Source organism: Mesorhizobium sp. LNHC221B00 (genome assembly GCF_000502935.1).
GTDB classification, from domain to species: Bacteria; Pseudomonadota; Alphaproteobacteria; order Rhizobiales; family Rhizobiaceae; genus Mesorhizobium; species Mesorhizobium opportunistum.
Genome location: NZ_AYWR01000013.1, coordinates 1 through 19,095, shown reverse-complemented (window position 1 = coordinate 19,095; position 19,095 = coordinate 1). Strand labels below are relative to the sequence as shown.

The 19,095-nt window shown below is 63.5% G+C and carries 16 protein-coding genes and 1 pseudogene; 14 read left to right on the top strand and 3 right to left on the bottom strand.

Annotated features, from left to right (window positions below; all coding sequences use genetic code 11):
* Nucleotide 1: 1 nt before the first annotated feature.
* The 5 genes and pseudogenes from X741_RS149355 to X741_RS01000000166870 all read left to right on the top strand — a co-directional run bounded on the left by X741_RS149355 (nucleotide 2) and on the right by X741_RS01000000166870 (nucleotide 7,141).
* Complete coding sequence (locus X741_RS149355) at nucleotides 2–1,186, top strand: mandelate racemase/muconate lactonizing enzyme family protein (RefSeq protein WP_023778613.1); 1,185 nt, start codon at nucleotides 2–4, stop codon at nucleotides 1,184–1,186.
* Nucleotides 1,187–1,450: 264 nt separating this feature from the next.
* Nucleotides 1,451–3,115, top strand: a complete 1,665-nt coding sequence (locus tag X741_RS149360) for an ABC transporter substrate-binding protein (RefSeq protein ID WP_023778612.1) — start codon at nucleotides 1,451–1,453, stop codon at nucleotides 3,113–3,115.
* A gap of 71 nt (nucleotides 3,116–3,186) precedes the next feature.
* A complete protein-coding gene (locus tag X741_RS149365; protein WP_023778611.1) occupies nucleotides 3,187–4,140 on the top strand; it encodes an ABC transporter permease in 954 nt (317 codons plus the stop codon).
* Nucleotides 4,137–5,015: an ABC transporter permease gene (locus X741_RS149370; protein ID WP_023778610.1), complete on the top strand. Its 879-nt coding sequence runs from the start codon at nucleotides 4,137–4,139 to the stop codon at nucleotides 5,013–5,015. The genes X741_RS149365 and X741_RS149370 overlap by 4 nt, the downstream gene beginning before the upstream one ends.
* Nucleotides 5,008–7,141 (top strand): annotated as a pseudogene (locus X741_RS01000000166870) (ABC transporter ATP-binding protein). The gene X741_RS149370 and the pseudogene X741_RS01000000166870 overlap by 8 nt, the downstream one beginning before the upstream one ends.
* A gap of 37 nt (nucleotides 7,142–7,178) precedes the next feature.
* Here the strand turns inward: X741_RS01000000166870 and X741_RS149375 are convergent.
* Nucleotides 7,179–8,081 (bottom strand): LysR family transcriptional regulator, encoded by a 903-nt coding sequence (locus tag X741_RS149375; RefSeq protein WP_023778607.1) that lies wholly within the window; start codon nucleotides 8,079–8,081, stop codon nucleotides 7,179–7,181.
* A 116-nt stretch (nucleotides 8,082–8,197) separates the two neighbouring features.
* Between X741_RS149375 and X741_RS149380 the strand changes: the two genes are divergently transcribed.
* The 8 genes from X741_RS149380 (at nucleotide 8,198) to X741_RS149410 (ending at nucleotide 16,565) form a co-directional block, all read left to right on the top strand.
* Entirely contained in the window at nucleotides 8,198–9,853 is a 1,656-nt protein-coding gene (locus X741_RS149380; RefSeq protein WP_023778606.1) for an ABC transporter substrate-binding protein, read from the top strand.
* Between the two features lie 92 nt (nucleotides 9,854–9,945).
* Complete coding sequence (locus X741_RS149385; RefSeq protein ID WP_245272740.1) at nucleotides 9,946–10,743, top strand: DUF427 domain-containing protein; 798 nt, start codon at nucleotides 9,946–9,948, stop codon at nucleotides 10,741–10,743.
* 90 nt (nucleotides 10,744–10,833) lie between these two features.
* The gene (locus X741_RS149390) at nucleotides 10,834–11,598 is read left to right on the top strand and encodes an SDR family oxidoreductase (protein ID WP_023764587.1); all 765 of its coding nucleotides are present in this window, start codon (nucleotides 10,834–10,836) and stop codon (nucleotides 11,596–11,598) included.
* Between the two features lie 247 nt (nucleotides 11,599–11,845).
* Nucleotides 11,846–12,061 carry a hypothetical protein gene (locus X741_RS1000000169885; protein ID WP_156937912.1) on the top strand — a complete coding sequence of 72 codons (216 nt, stop codon included), beginning with the start codon at nucleotides 11,846–11,848 and terminating at the stop codon, nucleotides 12,059–12,061.
* Entirely contained in the window at nucleotides 12,045–13,019 is a 975-nt protein-coding gene (locus tag X741_RS149395) for an ABC transporter substrate-binding protein (protein WP_023778604.1), read from the top strand. The genes X741_RS1000000169885 and X741_RS149395 overlap by 17 nt, the downstream gene beginning before the upstream one ends.
* A gap of 75 nt (nucleotides 13,020–13,094) precedes the next feature.
* A complete protein-coding gene (locus X741_RS149400) occupies nucleotides 13,095–14,174 on the top strand; it encodes a glycine betaine/L-proline ABC transporter ATP-binding protein (protein WP_023778603.1) in 1,080 nt (359 codons plus the stop codon).
* A complete protein-coding gene (locus tag X741_RS149405; RefSeq protein ID WP_023778602.1) occupies nucleotides 14,171–16,150 on the top strand; it encodes an ABC transporter permease subunit in 1,980 nt (659 codons plus the stop codon). Before X741_RS149400 ends, X741_RS149405 begins: the two co-directional genes overlap by 4 nt.
* 37 nt (nucleotides 16,151–16,187) lie before the next feature.
* Nucleotides 16,188–16,565, top strand: coding sequence for a GFA family protein (locus tag X741_RS149410; protein ID WP_023778601.1), 378 nt, complete (start codon nucleotides 16,188–16,190; stop codon nucleotides 16,563–16,565).
* Between the two features lie 25 nt (nucleotides 16,566–16,590).
* Here the strand turns inward: X741_RS149410 and X741_RS149415 are convergent, their stop codons facing one another.
* Both X741_RS149415 and X741_RS1000000169880 read right to left on the bottom strand, forming a co-directional pair.
* Complete coding sequence (locus X741_RS149415) at nucleotides 16,591–17,949, bottom strand: NAD(P)/FAD-dependent oxidoreductase (protein WP_023778600.1); 1,359 nt, start codon at nucleotides 17,947–17,949, stop codon at nucleotides 16,591–16,593.
* Nucleotides 17,946–18,221, bottom strand: coding sequence for a hypothetical protein (locus X741_RS1000000169880; protein WP_156937911.1), 276 nt, complete (start codon nucleotides 18,219–18,221; stop codon nucleotides 17,946–17,948). Before X741_RS1000000169880 ends, X741_RS149415 begins: the two co-directional genes overlap by 4 nt.
* Here X741_RS1000000169880 and X741_RS149420 point away from each other — a divergent pair.
* Complete coding sequence (locus tag X741_RS149420) at nucleotides 18,209–18,928, top strand: XRE family transcriptional regulator (protein ID WP_023764592.1); 720 nt, start codon at nucleotides 18,209–18,211, stop codon at nucleotides 18,926–18,928. The genes X741_RS1000000169880 and X741_RS149420 overlap by 13 nt on opposite strands.
* Nucleotides 18,929–19,095 lie beyond the last annotated feature (167 nt).

Below are 19,095 nucleotides of genomic sequence, written 5' to 3'. Positions count from 1 at the left end.
GATGAAAATCCGCGGCATCAGGGCCACGCCGATCAATCTGCGCCTCGAAGCCCCCTACGGCTGGGTGTTCGGCGAGCTCGACGGGTTTTCGCAGACCATCGTCGAGGTCGAAACCGAGGACGGGCTGATCGGCCTCGGCGAGGCGCCGACGCCGGCGGCCGCCGCAATCATCAATGATGTCCTGGCCCAACGCCTGGTCGGCCGCGACGCCTTCGACATCGCCGGCGCCGAGCATGTCTGCCTTCCCTTCTGGACCGGCGTGCAGTCGATCAACGACCGCACCCGTATCATGGCGTTCGGCGCCATCGAGATGGCGTTCTGGGACTTGCGCGGCAAGGCGTGGAACCAGCCGCTCTACCAGTTGCTTGGCGGCGCCGTGCGCAAGGACATCCCGTTCACCGACTATTTTTCGCTGCGCGGCGACGGGCCGGAGGTGAAAGGCGAAACGACGCCGGAGGAAGTCGCCGACTATTGCGTCGAACTGCACAAGACCTATGGAACGACCTTCTTCGAAGGCAAATTCTCGACGCAAGACCCAAAGGTCTCGCTGAGAATGGTCGAGCTGATCCGCAGGAAGCTTGGCGACGACGCGATGATCCGCATCGATTCCAACCAGGCCTATTCGCTCAGCACCGCGCGGCGCCTGGCGCGGCCGCTGGAGGATCTCGGCGTGCGCAACTGGGAGGATCCGGTGGCGACCATCGAGGAGATGCGGGAGCTGCGGCGCCATTGCTCGATCCCGTTCTCGACCCACAACATCGACATCGCGCGCGCCATGGACCTCAAGGTGCCTGACGCCTTCGTCGGCAACCCGACCGCCCATGGCGGCATCGGTCGCATGCTGCGCTTCGTCGGCGCCTGCGAGCACGCCAGCATCGATTTCTGGTGCTACAGCGGCGACAGCGGCATCGGCAGCGCCGCCTACCTGCATCTGTGCGCCGCACTCGGCTGGATCCGGGAGCCGAACCAGTCGCTGTTTCGCATGCAGCCGACCGATATCACCGAGGAAGGGCCGTTTTCGCCGAGGAACAATGTCGTGCGCGTGCCGGAAGGCCCCGGTCTCGGCGTCACCTTGTCGCGGGAAAACCTCGCGGCCTGCCATCGCGATTTCGCCGAGAACGGCCCCTGCAACAAATATCACGACCCGGCTGCGCCCGGGACATACCGCCGTTTGCCGCTGAACTAGGAGAATGAGGACGAAAAGGAGGCGTGTTCAAGAACAACGATTCGTCGCCGCGATCGTGTCGCGACGGCAAGACCGGACGGGTGGAAGCATTGCCTCAAGAAAACCTGACCCCTCCGCCGCGAGGATCGGATGGACCGGGGAAAACCGCGTGCTACAGTTCCGTCGACCGACATCATTGACGACCTGGACAGGAGAACTCCACGGAATTTCGTCAACTGGAAATGCATTCTTCAGCCATAAGAAACAGGGGAAAGGGTTAAACCCATGAGCAAGAACTACCGCATTCTCGACCAGATCCGGCGCAACCGCTCGCCGCTTGAAAATCACCTGATCGACGGTCTTGTCGACGGCCGCGTCAGCCGCCGCGACTTCATCCGCCATGGCAGCCTGCTCGGCCTGTCGCTGCCGCTTCTGGGCGGCATCACCACGGCCGCCGGCCTCGGTGGCATGCCGTCGCTCGCCCGCGCCCAGGGCGCTCCCGGCGCCACCATCCGCGTCGCCAGCAGCGTGCCGGCAGCGGCCATCGACCCGGTCACCATCGCCGACGCCGGCGGCCTGCTGATCATGCAGCAGGTTGCCGAATTCCTCTGCGTGGACGGCCCCGACCTCGTGCTCAAGCCGGCACTGGCCGAAAGCTGGAAGCCGAACGACAGCGGCTCGGTGTGGACGTTCAAGCTGCGCAAGGGCGTAAAATTCCACTCAGGCGGCGAGATGAAGGCCGAGGACGTGGTGGCGAGCATCGACCGACTCGCCGATCCGGCCAATTCGTCCAACGCGCTGTCGGTGTTCACCGGCATCCTGTCGAAGGGCGCCAGCAAGAAGGTCGACGACTACACGGTGGAATTCCACCTCGACGCGCCGAACGGCAACTTCCCCTACATGCTGTCGTCCGACAATTACAACGCCGTCATCATTCCGGCTGACTACAAGGGCGATTACGAGAAGAGCTTCGACGGCACCGGCCCGTTCAAGGTCGAGAAATATACGCCGAAGGTCGGCGCGTCCTTTGTACGCAATGACAATTACTGGGGCGAGAAGGCGCTGCCGGAGCGCACCGAGTTCACCTTCTTCACCGACGTGCAGCCGATGATCCTGGCGCTGCAAGGCGGCCAGGTCGACATCATCAACCAGATGCCGGTGCTCGCCGGCGTCGCCCTGCTCAACGATCCGAGCGTCGACATCATCAGCCTGAAGTCTTCAGCCCATCAGCAACTGCATCTGCGCTGCGACGACGGCCCGCTGAAGGATGCCCGCGTGCGCCGCGCCATTGCGCTCAGCATGGACCGCGACAAGCTGGTCGCGGGTCTGATGAAGGGTCGCGCCGTGGCTGGCAATGACAGCCCGTTCGCATCGGTCTATCCGTCAACCGATACGAGCGTGCCGCAGCGCAAGCAGGACATCGCGCAGGCCAAGCAGCTGATGGAAGCCGCCGGTGCCGGCAAGGGCTTCAAGATCACGCTGACCACCGAGCGCTATCTCGAAATCCCCGAATATGCCCAGCTCATCCAGAACTGGGTCAAGGAGATCGGCATCGAGCTCGAGCTCAACATCCTCGACCAGAGCGGCTATTATGGCGACGCGGTGTTCGGCAAATCGAACTGGCTGGATTCGGTCATGGGCATCACCGATTACGGTCATCGCGGCGTGCCCAATGTCTATCTTGCCGCTCCGCTGAAGAGCGACGGCACCTGGAACGCGGCGCATTTCAAGAACAAGGACTACGACGCGCTGGCGACCAGCTATATCGCCGCGCTCGATCTCGAGGCGCAGAAGGCCGATGCCGGCAAGATCCAGAAGCTGCTGCTCGAGGAAACGCCGGTCATCTTCGGCTATTTCTACGACTATCTGACGGCGACGGCGAAGGGTGTGGCCGGCGTGCAGCCGACCGCCATGTCGCAGCTGTTCCTCGACAAGGCATCGAAGGCCTGAGCGAAAAGGAAAAGCCAATCCTCTGACAGCCAGCTCCTGCAAGGGGGTTGGCTCCACAAGGAGTCATAGCCATTCTCTCCTTCTTTGCCCGGCGTGTCTCGCTGTCGCTGGTGACGCTGTTCCTGCTCAGCATCATGGTGTTCCTGGGTGGCCAGGTTCTGCCCGGCAATGTCGGGCGCGCGATATTGGGGCCGTTCGCCGACCAGCGCGCGGTCGACGCGCTCAATCACACGCTTGGCGTCGATCGCCCGCTGCTCACCCAATATGCGACCTGGATCTGGAACTTTATCCGGGGCGACATGGGCACGTCCTACATCTTCCGCTCGCCAGTGGCGCCGTTCGTCATCGATGCGCTGGGCAATTCGATGAAGCTGGCTGCCGTCGCCTTCGTGCTGGTGGTGCCGATCGGCATTTTCGGCGGCGTCATTGCAGCGCTCAACCTCAACCGGCCGCTCGACCGGATCATCAGCCTTGGCGGCCTCTCGGTGACGGTGCTGCCGGAGTTCGTCACCGGCATCATCCTGATCCTGATCTTCGGCGTCTGGCTGCGCTGGCTGCCGATCTCGGCGGCATGGCCGAAGGATGCCGGCTTCTTCACGCAGCTCTACTACCTGATCCTGCCTTCGTTGCCGCTGTTCCTGGTGCTGTTCGGTTATATCGCCCGCATGGCGCGCTCCGGCATGATCGAGGCGCTCGATTCCGACTATACGCGAACGGCGGTGCTCAAGGGCCTGCCCTGGCGCACGGTGATCTGGCGCCATGTGCTGCGCAATGCGCTGCTGCCGACCATCACCGTCATTGCAACGCAGACCGGCTATCTCATTGGCGGGCTGGTGGTGATCGAGACGCTGTTTCGCTACCAGGGCATCGGCTCGCTGATCTTCACCGCCGCGCGCGGCAAGGATTTCCCGATGCTGGAATCCGGCATCCTCACCATCGGCATCGTCTATGCGGTGGCCACATTGATCGCCGACTTCCTCTATTCCGTGCTCAATCCACGCATCCGGCTGGGGTCAGATCAATGAGCGTCGTCCAGACCACCTCCCCCGCACAGGACGATACGCGCCGGCGCGGCCCGGTGGCGGAGGTCTTTTTCTCCCTGCTGCGCTCGCGGACTTTCCTCGTCGGTTTCGCCATCGTCATGTTCTGGGTCGTCTGCGCGCTGTTTGGCGAACATTTCGCACCCTACGATCCGCTTGCCGACGACATCATCAACGCGCTGGCGCCGCCTTCATCCGAACATTGGTTCGGCACCGACCAGATCGGCCGCGATGTCTTTTCGCGCGTCATCGTCGGCTCGCGCGACATCCTGACCGTCGCCCCGCTGGCCACCTTGCTGGCGACCATCGCCGGCACCGCGCTCGGCCTGCTCACCGGCTATTTCCGCGGCATTGTCGACGATGTCGTCAGCCGCATCCTCGAAGCCTTCATGGCTATTCCCGTGGTCATCGTGGCGCTGCTCGCCATCGTCGCACTCGGCACCTCCAAGACCACCGTCATCGTCGTCATTGGCCTCAGCTTCGCGCCGATCATTGCCCGCACCGTGCGCTCGGCGGTGCTGGCGGAGCGCGAACTCGACTATGTCGCCGCAGCCCAGCTCAGGCATGAGAGCGCGCTGCATACGATGTTCGTCGAGATCCTGCCCAACGTCATCCCCCCGATCCTGGTCGAGACCACCGTGCGGCTCGGCTATGCCATCTTCGCGGTCGCCACGCTCTCCTTCATGGGTTTCGGCATCCAGCCGCCATCACCGGACTGGGGGCTCTCGATCTCCAGCAATTACGGCATGATAGGCGGCGGCTTCTGGTGGACGGTGCTGTTCGACGCACTCGCCATCGCCTCGCTGGTGATCGGCGTCAACCTGGCCGCCGACGGCGTTCATGGAGCCTTCAATGACTGACCCCGCCAAGGTCCAATACGCAAAGGCGGAAAACGCCCTCGAACTGCACGACCTGTCGGTCGCCTATCGGGTTGCCGGCCGCAGCCGCGCGGTGCTGCGCAATCTCAGCCTCAACATCGGCAAGGGCGAGGCCTACGGGCTGGTCGGCGAATCCGGCTGCGGCAAATCCACCGTGGCGCTCACCGTCGTGCGCTATTTGCCAAGGAATGGTTCGATCACCGGCGGCGCGATTTCGCTCGACGGTCAGAACGTGATGAAGCTCGACGGCGAAGCCCTGCGGCGCGCTCGCGCCGAAAGCGTCTCGATGGTCTATCAGGACCCCGGCAAGGCGCTGAACCCCTCGATCCGCATCGGCCGCCAGCTGACCGAGATCTTCGAGCTTGGCGGCATCACCGGCCAGGCAGCCACCGATCGCGCCGTCGCCATGCTCAACCGGGTGCGCATCTCCGATCCGACGAGCGTCATGCAGCGTTACCCACACCAGCTGTCCGGCGGCATGCAGCAGCGCGTGGCGATCGCCATGGCGCTGGCCAACGACCCCTCGATGCTGATCCTCGATGAGCCGACCACCGGCCTCGATGCGACGGTCGAGGCCGAGGTGCTCGACCTGATCGCGCAGCTCCGGCAGGAGCTGTCGGCCTCGATCCTGTTCATCAGCCACAACCTCGCCGTCGTCTCCAACATGTGCGACCGTGTCGGCGTTCTCTATGCCGGCATGCTGGTGGAGGAAGGACCGACCGATGTTGTGTTCAACGATCCACGCCACCCCTATACGGTGGCGCTCTTGCGCTGCCTGCCGCGCGGCGGCCAACGCAAGGACCAGGGCCGGCTCGACACCATTCCAGGCTTCCTGCCGGGCATTGGCGCCGACATCAAGGGCTGTGCCTTCGCCGATCGCTGCGCGCTCGCCGACGACCGCTGCCGCACCGAACTGCCGCCGCTCTATGATCTGAGCGACGAGCGCGGGAAGCGCTTGTCGCGCTGCCATTATCACGACAGGGCGCAAGCCCTGCCGCGCGCCACGCCGAGCGATGTGGCGCCGGCGCCAAAACCGGCGGCAGCACCCGTGCTGCGCGTCACGGGGCTGAACAAGACCTATGCCAGCCATGGCCATGCCTTGCGCGCCGTCAAGGACGTCTCGCTCGATCTTCGTCCAGGCGAAACGCTCGGGCTGGTCGGCGAATCCGGCAGCGGCAAGACCACCTTCGCCAGGCTGCTGCTTGGCCTTGTGCCACCCGACGACGGCGGCACCATCGAGCTCGAGGGCAAGGTGCTGGCGCCACGGCTGGAGAACCGCGGCGATGACGAGGTCAAGGCGATGCAGATCGTCTTCCAGAACCCGGATTCGGCACTCAATCGCTCGCATTCGATCCGCCACCTGATCGGCCGGGCGCTGAAGCGGCTGGCGGGCTTGAGCGGCAAGGCGCTGGAGGCGCGTCTCAACGAGCTCGTCCGTTCGGTGCGGCTGACCGNAGCGGCTGGCGGGCTTGAGCGGCAAGGCGCTGGAGGCGCGTCTCAACGAGCTCGTCCGTTCGGTGCGGCTGACCGAGCGGCATCTGGCGGTCAAGCCGCGCCAGCTTTCGGGCGGCCTGAAGCAGCGCGTCGCCATCGCGCGCGCCTTCGCCGGCGATCCACGCATCGTGGTGTGCGACGAGCCGACCTCGGCGCTCGACGTCTCCGTGCAGGCCGCCATCCTCAACCTGCTCGCCGACCTGCAATCGAAGGAAGACGTCAGCTACATCTTCATCTCGCACGACCTTGGCGTGGTGCGTTACCTCTCCGACAAGATCGCCGTGCTCTATCTCGGCCGCATCATGGAGCTAGGGCCATCGGAAGAAGTGTTCTCCGGGCCGCATCATCCCTATACCGAGGCGCTGCTGTCGGCGGTTCCAAAACTGGACCAGACGGAGACGGCTCGCATTCGCCTCGACGGCGAAATCCCCAGCGCCACCAATCCGCCCTCAGGCTGCGTCTTCCACACGCGCTGCCCGCGCAAGATCGGCCCGATCTGCGAACAGCAGGAGCCGCCGCTCGCCGAAGCACAGCCCGGGCATTCCATCCGATGCCACATTCCCTATGCGGAGCTGACGAGGCTGCAGAAGGCGCCGGTGACCGAGCCGGCATAGCAAGGCATCGCGCGGGTGATCGCATTTGCCTGGCCGGTCACATCCGGCCGGCCATGCTGAAGGAGCGGTCGCCTTCCGAGAAACCCTGATCGCTGGTCCAGTCCTTGGCCAGCGAGCGCAGCCCGGTCAACGCGACGTCCAGGACATCCGAGGAGACCGGGTTGGAGGGATAGGCGAGGTAAATCGGCCGCTGGAACACCGGCGTGTTGTCGATGCGCCGCATCTCGCCGCGTTCGATATGGCCGCTGACGGCACTGAGCGGCAGATAGGCCGCCGCTCGCCGCGACAGCACATGCTGCAGGCCGATGAAGACCAGCCCGGCCGAAATGGCGGGCTTGACCATGCCTGCGAAGGCGTGGTCGTGCTCGATGCGGAATTCCAAGCCCCAGTCCATCAGGATGTAGTTCTCGGTCCACGGCTTCGTCTGCGCGGCATGCTGGACCAGCACGACCTGATCGACGGCCAGCGTCTCATAGATGATGCCGGGATGCGGCCGGGGCAAATAGAGGATGCAGATGTCGAGCAGTCCTTCCGCCAGCTGGTCGATCGCCAGATCCGGAAAACTGCCCTCGAGCCGCAGCGCCACATTGGGCTGCTTGGCGCGCATCCACTCGACCCAGGGCGAGGTGATCAAATCCCACAGATAAGCGGGCGCAGTCAGCCGCAGCAATGTCTCGTAACCGTCGGGAACGGCAATGTCCTGCCTCGATTGCTCCCAGGTGCGGGTGATGGAGGAGGCATGCGGCAGGAACTGCCGGCCGGCCGGCGTCAGCGAGACACCATCGCGATCACGCACGAAAAGCCGCCGCCCCAACTGCTCCTCCAGCCCCCTGATCCGCGCGCTGACGGTGGACTGGGCGAGGTTCAGCCGATTGGCGGCGACGGTAAAGCTGCCATGTTCGGCAACCTCCAGGAAACTGCGCAGGTTTTCGGTATCCATGGCTTTGCTCCTGCATCGAAAATTTCGATGGACCCCATCAAAAAATATCGCTTTCCGGCTGCGGTCAACAATGACCTAAATGGCCCCTCCCCCAAGGGCAAGCGAGGAATGCAGCCATGCCGAAGCATTTCATGACGATCGACGCCGCTCGCAAAAACCTGACAGCAATCGAAAATTCCGCTGTTGACGAATTGCTGGCAGGCAGGCTCGACCGACGCGATTTCCTGCGCCATGGCAGCGTTCTCGGCCTTTCCCTGCCGTTCCTGGGCAGCCTTGTCGCCGCTGTCGGCCTCGGCACGCGGAAAGCCCGCGCCGAGGGCAAGCCGGGCGGCACGGTGCGCGCCGGCGTCGCCACGCCCGGCGGCGCCATCGATCCCGTCACCTACTATGACAGCGGCAGCTACCAACTGGTTTTCCAGACCGCCGAATTTCTCTGCATCACGCAGCCGGATCTCACCCTGAAGCCGGTGCTGGCGGAAAGCTGGTCGCCGAACGAAGACGGCAGCGTGTGGACCTTCAAGCTGCGCAAGGGCGTGAAATTCCACAATGGCGAGGACTTCAAGGCCGACGACGTCGTGGCGACCTTCGACCGGCTGGCCGATCCCAATGGTGCCTCGAACGCGCTTTCGGTGTTCAAGGGCCTGCTGTCGAAGGGCGGCACGCGGAAGGTCGACGACCACACCGTCGCTTTCCATCTCGACGCGCCGAACGGCAGCTTTCCCTATTCGGTGTCGATCGACAATTACAACGCCGTCATCTTGCCGGCGAGCTACAAGGGCGACTACGAGAAGACCTTTGAAGGCACCGGACCGTTCCAGCTGGAGAGCTACACGCCGAAGGTCGGCGCGACATTCGTGCGCAACCCCGATTATTGGGGCGAGAAGGCTCTGCCCGACCGGCTCGAGTTCAAATTCTACGGCGACGTGCAGCCGCGCATCCTGGCGCTTCAGGCCGGCGAGGTCGACATCCTCGACGCGGTGCCGCTCGATGTCAGCCAGGTCGTGCTGAACAGTCCCGACATCACCGTGCTGCGTGTCGCCTCGACCGCGCATCGCCAGCTCCACATGCGCTGCGACACCGGCCCGTTCACCGACAAGCGCGTGCGCCAGGCGCTGGCGCTCAGCATCGACCGTTCCAAGCTGGTCGACGGCCTGTGCCGCGGCATGGCGGCGACCGGCAATGACAGCCCGTTCGCGCCGGCCTTCCCCGCGACAGACAAATCTGTGCCGCAGCGTGTCCAGGACATCGCCAAGGCCAAGCAGCTCATGGAGGCGGCGGGTCTCGCTGGCGGTTTCGACGTCACGCTGACGACGCTGCGCTATTCCGACATTCCAGGCTATGCGCAGCTGTTCCAGAACTTCGCCAAGGAGATCGGCGCCCGCATCGCGCTCAACATCGAGGACCAGGACAAATATTACGGCAAGGCGGTGTTCGGCCAATCGGACTGGCTGGACAGCCCGTTGGGGATCACCGACTACGCGCATCGCAGCGTGCCGAATGTGTTCCTCAAGAGCCCGCTGGTCAGCGACGGGCCGTGGAACGCGGCGCATTTCAAGAGCCCGGCCTATGACGGCATGGTCACCAGTTACCTGAAGGCGCTGGACGTCGGCGCACAGCGCGCGGCGGCATCCGACATCCAGAAGCTGCTGCTCGACGAGACGCCGGTGATCTTCAGCTACTTCCCCGACCTGCTGGTGCCGGTGCGCAAGAATGTCAGCGGCCTGCCGCCGATCGCCGCCGGGCTGCTGCTCGATCGAGTATCCATAGGCTGACGCCCGTGTCCAACCGCGCGGCCGCCAAGACAAGAAGACGGGAGACTACCATTCGCAAGCCTCATTTGCGCGGTCGCGGACCGCATTTCCCCTTGCTCGACACCATCGTGCAGTATGAGTTCGAGCCGGGCTACGTCGCCTTCACCATGCCGATGCAGAAGCGACTGCGGGTGCAGGTCGGATCGATGATCGTCGCCGACACGACCAAGGCGCTAGTGCTTTACGAGAGCGACCATTTGCCGGTCTACTACTTCCCGATGAGCGACGTGCGCGAGGAGTTCCTGCTGCCGAGCGCGACGACAACCGAGAGCCCGTTCAAGGGTGTGGCGACGCACTATTCGCTCAACACCGGCATCACCCTGGTCGAGGATGCCGCCTGGCGCTATCTCGATCCGGTCAAGGGATCGCCGCTGCTCTCGGATTACATGTCCTTCTACTGGCCCAAGATGACGCATTGGTATGAGGAAGACGAGGAGATCTTCGTGCACGCCCGCGATCCGTTCCGCCGCGTCGACTGCCTGCCGTCCTCGCGGCGGGTGCAGGTCATCCTCGACGGCGAACAGGTCGCCGATTCACGCCGTGGCGTGTTCCTGTTCGAGACCGGCCATCCGGTGCGCCACTACCTGCCGATCTCCGACACGCGGCTCGATATGTTCGCGCCCAGCCGCTACATCTCACGCTGCCCCTACAAGGGGATCTCCAACTACTATCACTTGACCACCGGCAAGAAGCGGCACGAGAACATGGTCTGGTATTATCCGGAGCCGGTGCACGAGGCCGAACGCATCAAGGGGCTGGTCTGCTTCCACCACGAACTGGTCGACAAGATCCTGGTCGACGGCGTCGAAATCCCGAAGGAGGCCACGGCCGCTTCGGACGGATATTTCTAAGCCTCGCCAACAGGCAATCCGCTTGAGCCCACAGAGCGCTTGATCGAAGCATGGTATAACGCATACCTTCCCTGGGGCAGGGAGGGTATGATGGATCTTTTCAAGCTGGACGGCGATGTCGCACTGGTTACCGGAGCCGGCAGCGGCATCGGCCAGGCAATCGCGATCGGACTGGCCGAGGCCGGCGCCGACGTCGCCTGTTTCGGCCATGCGTCGAAGGGCGGGCTGGACGAAACAGCGCAGCGGATCACCGCACTTGGCCGCAGGGCGCTGGTATTGACCGGCACAGTGACATCGGAGAGCGACCTCGCGGTGGCGATCGATCGTGCCGAGGCCGAACTCGGTGCGCTGACGGTCGCGGTCAACAATGCCGGCATTGCCGGTTCTGAACCTGCCGAAACATTGTCGCTGGAGACGTGGCGGAAGGTGCACGAGGTCAATGTCGCCGGCGTGTTCCTGTCCTGCCAGGCCGAGGCGCGCAAGATGCTGACGCGGCGCAAGGGGTCGATCATCAACATCGCCTCGATGTCGGGCACCATCATCAATCGCGGGCTGACGCAGGCACACTACAATTCCTCGAAAGCCGCCGTCATCCACATGTCGAAGAGCCTCGCCATGGAGTGGGCTGATCGCGGCCTGCGCGTCAATGCCGTCAGCCCGGGCTACACGCTGACGCCCATGAACAAACGGCCGGAGGTCGCTGAAGAGATCAAGATCTTCAAGCGGGACACGCCCATGGGTCGAATGGCGACACCAGAGGAAATGGTCGGGCCGACAGTGTTCCTGGCCAGTCGCGCGTCGAGCTTCGTCACCGGCCTCGACCTGATCGTCGATGGCGGCTACGTCTGCTGGTAGGAAATGCCCGGCGGTCAGGTCGGTCTTCGCCTGCAGTCTGAATTTATGCATCTCGCTAAGCCTTAGTCGTTGCGCGCGATGAACGTTGGTATATATAATTTCATCCTATGAAACGGCCGTGGCGAGAAGGGGCTTGCCGCGCCGACAGCCGAGATCATGGGACCTTGATGGCTTGCACCGTGCAGGGCGCCGCAAGACTGGCAATTGATCCGCGGGTGATCGCTCCCGCAGCAATCCGTCGGCAGCCATGACGCTGACCCTCCCGGCATATTTCATCACCCCAATTCAGCACAATCTCGCCTGCGCCGGCTTTGGCCGCGTCAGAGCGGCAACGGCCTTGCGCAACGACAGGTCTTTCCAACACAATCAGGGAAAGACCCAGAACGGCAGAAAAAGACGCAAGAAGGGAACGAACGATAACCGTCACAGCTTGAAGGAGAACAAGCATGTCATCTCACAGTAGAATTTCGAAACTATCGCTGGGCGCCGTGGCGCTGGCGACACTGAGCCTGCTGACGCCTTCCGCCAAAGCCGCGGCACCGGAATCCAACGACCCGATCAAGATCGCGCTGTTCGACTGGACCAGCGTCAACCTCAACGCCAAGATCCTTGGCGGCATTCTCGAAAAGCTCGGCTACACCGTCGAATATCCGACCGCCGACTACCTCTCCAGCCTCACCACCGGCCTCACCAATGGCGACCTCGATGTCGGCCTGGAGTTCTGGGACACGACCGCCGGCGAAGCCATGAAGGCCTCCGATGCGACCGGCCAGACCGAACGGCTCGGCAAGCTCGGTCCGAAGGCCAAGGAAGAGTGGTGGTTCCCCGAATACATGAAGGAGAAATGCCCCGGCCTGCCCAACTGGGAAGCGCTGAAGGACCCGAAATGCGCCGAAGCCTTCTCGACGGCAGAGACCGCGCCGAAGGGCCGTTATGTCGGCGGCCCGGTGACCTGGGAAGGCTTTGACGACGAACGCGTCGAGGCGTTGAAGCTGCCCTTCACCGTCATCCATGCCGGCACCGATGCGGCGATGTTCGCGGAACTGGATTCAGCCTATCAGCGCAAGGCGCCGATCATGCTGTGGATCTATTCGCCACATTGGGCACCGGCCAAGTACAAGGGCGAGTGGGTGCAATTCCCCGAATACACGCCCGAATGCTACAACGACCCGAAATGGGGCGTGAACCCGGACGCCAAATATGATTGCGGCAAGCCGCATGGCGAAATCTGGAAATACTCCTGGTCCGGCATGAAGGACAAATGGCCGGTCGCCTACAAGGTGGCCAAGGCCTACACGGTCGACACCGACGAGCTCAACAAGATGAGCGGCGAGATCGACCTCGGCGGCAAGACGCCCGAAGATGTCGCCGCCGCCTGGATCGCGGCCCATGAGGCAGATTGGAAAGCCTGGGCGCAGTGACCGTTCCGACTGGAAGAAGACCCGGCCGTCCGATCGGCCGGGTCTTCATGGTCGATGTTCCAGAAGGACGATTGGATGACGGACGGGACTGAACAGCAGGCGGTTCAACCGGGTACGGATGGCCGCCCGGTCAAACTTGCCTGCCGCAATGTCTGGAAACTGTTCGGGGCGAACGCGGCCAATTTCATCCGCGAGCGCGACGGCAAAGCCAGCATGGCCGACGTCACTGCCGCCGGATTGGTCGGCGCCGTGCGCGCCGTCGATCTCGAAATCCGCCAGGGCGAGATCTTCATCATCATGGGCTTGTCGGGCTCCGGCAAATCGACGCTGGTGCGCTGCATGTCGAGGCTGGTCGAGCCGACCCATGGCAAGGTCGAATTCGAGGGCAAGGACCTGCTCAAGATTTCCGACGCGGCCCTCATCGAGCTCAGGCGCCATCGCATGGGCATGGTGTTCCAGAATTTCGCGCTGCTGCCGCATCTCAACGTGCTCGACAACATCGCCTTTCCCTTGAGCATCCAGGGGCAGGACCGGGCAACGCGCGAGGTGCGGGCGCGCGAGGTGATCGAGCTCGTCGGCCTGCGCGGCCGCGAGCATTTCTATCCGCGCGAGCTTTCCGGCGGCCAGCAGCAGCGTGTGGGCATCGCCCGGAGTCTCGCGACAAAACCGGAAATCTGGTTCCTCGACGAGCCGTTTTCCGCACTCGATCCGCTGATCCGCCGCGAGATGCAGGATGAGCTGATGCGGCTGCAGACCATGCTGCACAAGACCATCGTCTTCATCACCCATGATTTCGACGAAGCGATCAGGCTGGCCGACCGCATTGCCATCATGAAGGACGGCGAGATCATCCAGATCGGCACGCCGGAGGAGTTGGTGGTCAATCCGGCCACCGACTATGTCGCCGAGTTCACGCGCGACGTCGACCGTGCCAAGGTGATTTCGGCCCGCGGCCTGATGCGCGCCTGCGATGGATCGGAGCACGGCGGCACGGTTGCGCCGGAAGCCAAGATCGCCAGCTTCTCGGCCGACATCGTGTCCTCCGGCAAGCCGTTCGCGGTGGTCAACGGCACCGGCAAACCGATCGGCGAAGTGACGCCGCAAGCGGTGATCGAGCTGCTGGCCGGAATCGAGCGTTCCGGGGTCGGCGTATGACCGTCACGGCCAGCGCCAGCGAGGCAAGACCGCCGGTTCAGCTGTGGCTGGCGATCTGGGCGCTCGCACTGGCCGCCGTGCTGGTGCTGTTCCTGCTGCAGGACAGCCTGCCCTGGGCGGTGAATTACCCGGCCAGCGCCATCGTTCCGGTCGCCGACTGGGTCAGCGCTCTGATGCGCTGGATCAAGTCGAACCTGTCGTGGCTGACCCGCTCGATCACCGCCGTGCTCGGCGTACCGCTCGACTTCGCGCTCAATCTGCTCGCCAAGAGTTTCAAGATCGGCCACGGCGCGGACGCCTATGTCCTGCCGCGGCTGTCCTGGGTTGGCGTGTGCGCTGCCGCCTTCATCGCCGGGCATGCCGCCGGCGGCAGAAAACTCGGCTTGCTGGTCGGCGGCTGCTTTCTCTACATCGCGCTGTTCGGCCAATGGACCAGCGCCATGCTGACGCTGGCGCTGATCTCCATCGCCGTGCCGTTCTGCATCGTCACCGGGCTGTTCGCAGGCATCTGGGCGTGGCGCAAGCCGTGGGCCGAGAGGCTCATCGTCTCCCCTGCCCTCGACCTGATGCAGACGATCCCGACCTTCGCCTATCTCATCCCGATGCTGCTTTTGTTCGGCAATAGCCCGGTGTCGGCGATGATCGCCACCGCTATCTTCGCCACGCCGCCGATGGTGCGGGCGACGATGCTGGGCCTGTCGCGGGTGCCGTCCGAGATCGACGATTTCAGCGAGATGGCCGGCTGCACGGCGCGGCAGAAACTGTGGCGCGTGCTGTTGCCCTCGGCGCGGCCGACGCTGATGGTCGGCGTCAACCAAGTGATCATGCTGGCCCTCAACATGGTGATCATCGCCTCGATGATCGGCGCCGGCGGCCTTGGCTACGATGTGCTCCTGGCGTTGCGCGCGCTGAAGGTCGGAGAGGCGATGGAAGCCGGTCTGGCCATCGTCGCACTGGCCATCGCGCTCGACCGGCTGAGCCAGGCCATCGCCCACAAGCAGGCGAAGGGCAATGTCCACCAGGAGGCGAGCCCGAGCTTCTGGCGGCGCTACCCCAATCTGACGCTGGCGATCGCCATCCTTGCCGTCACCACGCTGATCGGCCTGTTCGTGCCGGCCTTCGCGACGGTGCCGAAGGCGATCACCTTCACCACCGCACCTTTGTGGAAAGCGGCGGTGAACTGGGTGACGATCAACTTCTTCGACACGATCGAAGCGTTTCGCGTGGCGCTGATCCTCAATGTGCTGAACCCGGTGCGCGCCTTCTGCGAAGGCTTTCCATGGTTGGGCGCGGTGTTGCTGCTCGGCCTTGCCGGCTATCAGCTCTCAGGCCTGCGCCTGGCTGCCCTGGTCGCCGGGCTGACCGCTTTCTGCGCCGTCACCGGCCTGTGGGAGAAGACCATGGCAACGGTCTATCTTTGCGGCATCTCGGCCTTCATCGCCTGCCTGATCGGCATCCCCATCGGTCTGATGGCCGCGCGCAGCGACCGCTTCGAGAAGATCGTCACGCCCGTCATCGACACGCTGCAGGTGCTGCCGTCCTTCTGCTTCATCATTCCGGTGGTGATGCTGTTCCGCGTCGGCGACGTCACGGCGATGATCGCCACGATCGCCTTCGCCGTGGTGCCGGCCATCCGCTACACCAATCACGGCATCAGGCAGGTGCCGCCGGCGCTGATCGAGGCGGCCAAGGTTTCGGGCTGCACGCCGCGCCAGACTTTTTTCCGTGTGCAATTGCCGCTGGCGCTTCCCGAAATCATGCTCGGCGTCAACCAGACGATCCTGATGGCGCTGGCGATGATCATCATCTGCGCCATGGTCGGCACCCGCGACCTCGGCCAGGAGGTGTTCATCGCGCTGTCGAAGGCCGATTCCGGCCGCGGCATCGTCGCCGGCCTCGCCATCGCCTTCATCGGCATCGTCGCCGACCGGCTGTTCAATGCGTGGACGGCGAAGGCACGGGCGAGACTGGGGTAATACTCAACCGCCAATAGCACCAAAAGGAGAGAAGGGAATGACCAGCAGGGTAGCCAGCTGCACCTGCGGACAATTGCAGATACATTGCCCGCAAGAGCCGACCATGGTGTCGCTTTGCCATTGCCTCGACTGTCAGCGGCGGACCGGCAGTCCGTTTGGCATCGCGGCCTTCTTCGACGCCGCCGCGACCGAGATCCGGGGCCCGTCGAAGACATTCAAACGCGATTCCGACAGCGGCTTCCCGATCAGCTTTCATTTCTGCGGAACGTGCGGGTCTACCGTGTTCTGGTATCCGTCACGAAAACCGGAGGCGGTCGCCGTGGCCGTCGGCTGCTTCGCCGATCCGTCCTTCCCGGCGCCGACAAAGTCAGTCTACGACAAGCGCCGCCACGGCTGGGTCGTGGTGCCAGGCTGACACCAAAGCCCGCCTCCTGGGGCCACTACTCGGCCGCGACGCCTTTCACCTCGAGATAGCTCTCCATCGAATCGTCCAGCGCCTGCAGCCAAGGCGTATGGTGCAACGGTGCCATGGTGCCGGTCATCAGCGAGCGGTAGGCGTGGTCGCGGAAGCCCATGATGTTCTCCGCCTTGTGGTGCTCCCATTCCATGAAGGTCTGGTTGACCGCCTCGACGTCGAAGCCCGGATAATCGGTTTGGTCCATCAGCTCCTTGGTGTAGTCGCCCTGGAACCAGATCATCTGCTCGGCGTCTTCGAGCGTCTCCTCTCGCGCCCGCCATTTGGCGCCGTGTTCGGCCATCGCCTCGGCCGACGGCAGCTTGATGCGGCCCATGATGACGTCGCGGGCGAACCAGGCCTGCGCGTCGAACATGTTGAAGGTGTAGAACTGGTCCTGCATGCCGATGTAGGAGAGTCGCGGGTTCTTCTCCCAGACGACGCCTTCATAGAGGTCGAGCGGCCACATGCGGTTGGCGGTCTTGAGCTTCAGATCGTCGGTCAGGAACGGGAAGGAATGCAGGTAGCCGGTGCAAAGAATGATGGCGTCGACATCCTTGGTCGAGCCGTCCTTGAAATGTGCGGTCTTGCCGACGACCTTCTGTAAGAGCGGCACCTCCTTCCAGTTCTCCGGCCATTTGAAGCCCATCGGCTTGGAGCGGTAGCTGGAGGTGATCGATTTGGCGCCATATTTGTAGCATTGCGAACCGATGTCCTCGGCCGAATAGGAGCGGCCGATGATCAGGATGTCCTTGCCCTTGAACTCCATCGCGTCGCGGAAATCATGGCTGTGCAGGATGCGGCCGTTGAAGGTCGAGAAGCCCTCGAAATACGGCACGTTGGGCACCGAGAAATGCCCGGAGGCGACGACGACATTGTCGAACTCTTCCGAATAGGTGACGTCGTTGGTGCGGTCATGCGCGGTGACGGTGAATTTCTTCGTCTCTTCCGAAAAAGTCACCATGCGCACCGGGCTGTTGAAGCGCACCCATTTGCGCAGGCCCGACTTCTCGACGCGGCCTTTGATGTAGTCCCACAGCACTGCACGCGGCGGGTAGGAGCCGATCGGCCGGCCGAAATGTTCCTCGAAAGTGTAGTCGGCGAACTCCAGGCACTCCTTCGGTCCGTTCGACCAGAGGTAGCGGTACATCGAGCCGTGTACCGGGTCGCCATGCTCGTCGAGGCCGGTGCGCCAGGTGTAGTTCCACAGGCCGCCCCAGTCGGACTGCTTTTCGAAGCAGACGATTTCGGGAATATCGGCGCCTTTGTCTTCAGCCGATTTGAAGGCCCTGAGCTGGGCCAGACCGGACGGGCCGGCTCCGATGACGGCAACGCGAGTGTTCATTCCGGGCCTCCTCTTCTTGATTTCCCCAGCGAAACAAATTTCACTGACAGGACAGTAATTGGCCCTTCGGTGCTGTCAACAGACATCTGCGGGAACTGCATTTGCGCACAATGGATTCTTGGCGAAAAACCTGCGGCGGCCGCGATCGCCGGACTGGCGCGTGCGACATAAGATGGCTTGCCGTCGCGGTTGCGCTCCTGTATCGGCACCTGGACATGTTCACCTTGAGTGAAATAAATCTTCTGGTTCGGGGGGCGAGATGGCGAAGACAATTTCCGATTCCAAGGCCGGTCCAGGACCCGCAAAAGCAAAGCCGTCGCCCAAGGTTTCGGCGGACGGCAAGGCCATCCGGGCGCCGCTGACGCAAAACCCGCATGCCATTCGCGACACCCGCGAGAAAGTGCTGGAGGTGGCGATCGGCCGTGAGGTGCGGGCGTTCCGCAAGAAGCTCGGCATCACGGTTGCCGATCTGGCGGTCGCCACCGACATTTCGCTTGGCATGCTGTCGAAGATCGAGAACGGCATCACCTCGCCGTCATTGACCACCTTGCAGGCGCTGTCACGCGCGCTCGGCGTTCCGGTGACTGCCTTCTTCCGCCGCTTCGAGGAAGAGCGCAGTGCGGTCTTCGTCAAGGCCGGCCAGGGGTTGGACGTCGAGCGCCGCGGCACCCGCGCCGGCCATCAGTACAATCTGCTCGGCCATATCGGCTCGAACACCAGCGGCGTCGTCGTCGAGCCCTATCTGATCACGCTGACCGAGGATTCCGATGTGTTCCCGACCTTCCAGCACGAGGGCATGGAGTTCCTCTACATGCTGGAGGGCGAGGTCGTTTACCGCCATGGCAGCAACCTCTACCCGATGAAGCCCGGCGACAGCCTGTTCTTCGATGCCGACGCGCCGCATGGGCCGGAGCAGCTGACGAAACTGCCGATGCGGTATTTGTCGATTATCTGCTATCCGCAGAATAGTGCGGGTTGAGCGGAGCTCGATCTTCCCATGGTCCCGGGAGGATCGGCGGCTCGCGACGGTCTCTTTTGCAGCATTGCGGTTGGCGAAGGCCGAAGTGGCATTCGATCTCCCCCCTGTTTGGACCGGGGACATCGCGAACAGGTGTGCGAGGACATCGCGAACAGTTTTGTCACTTA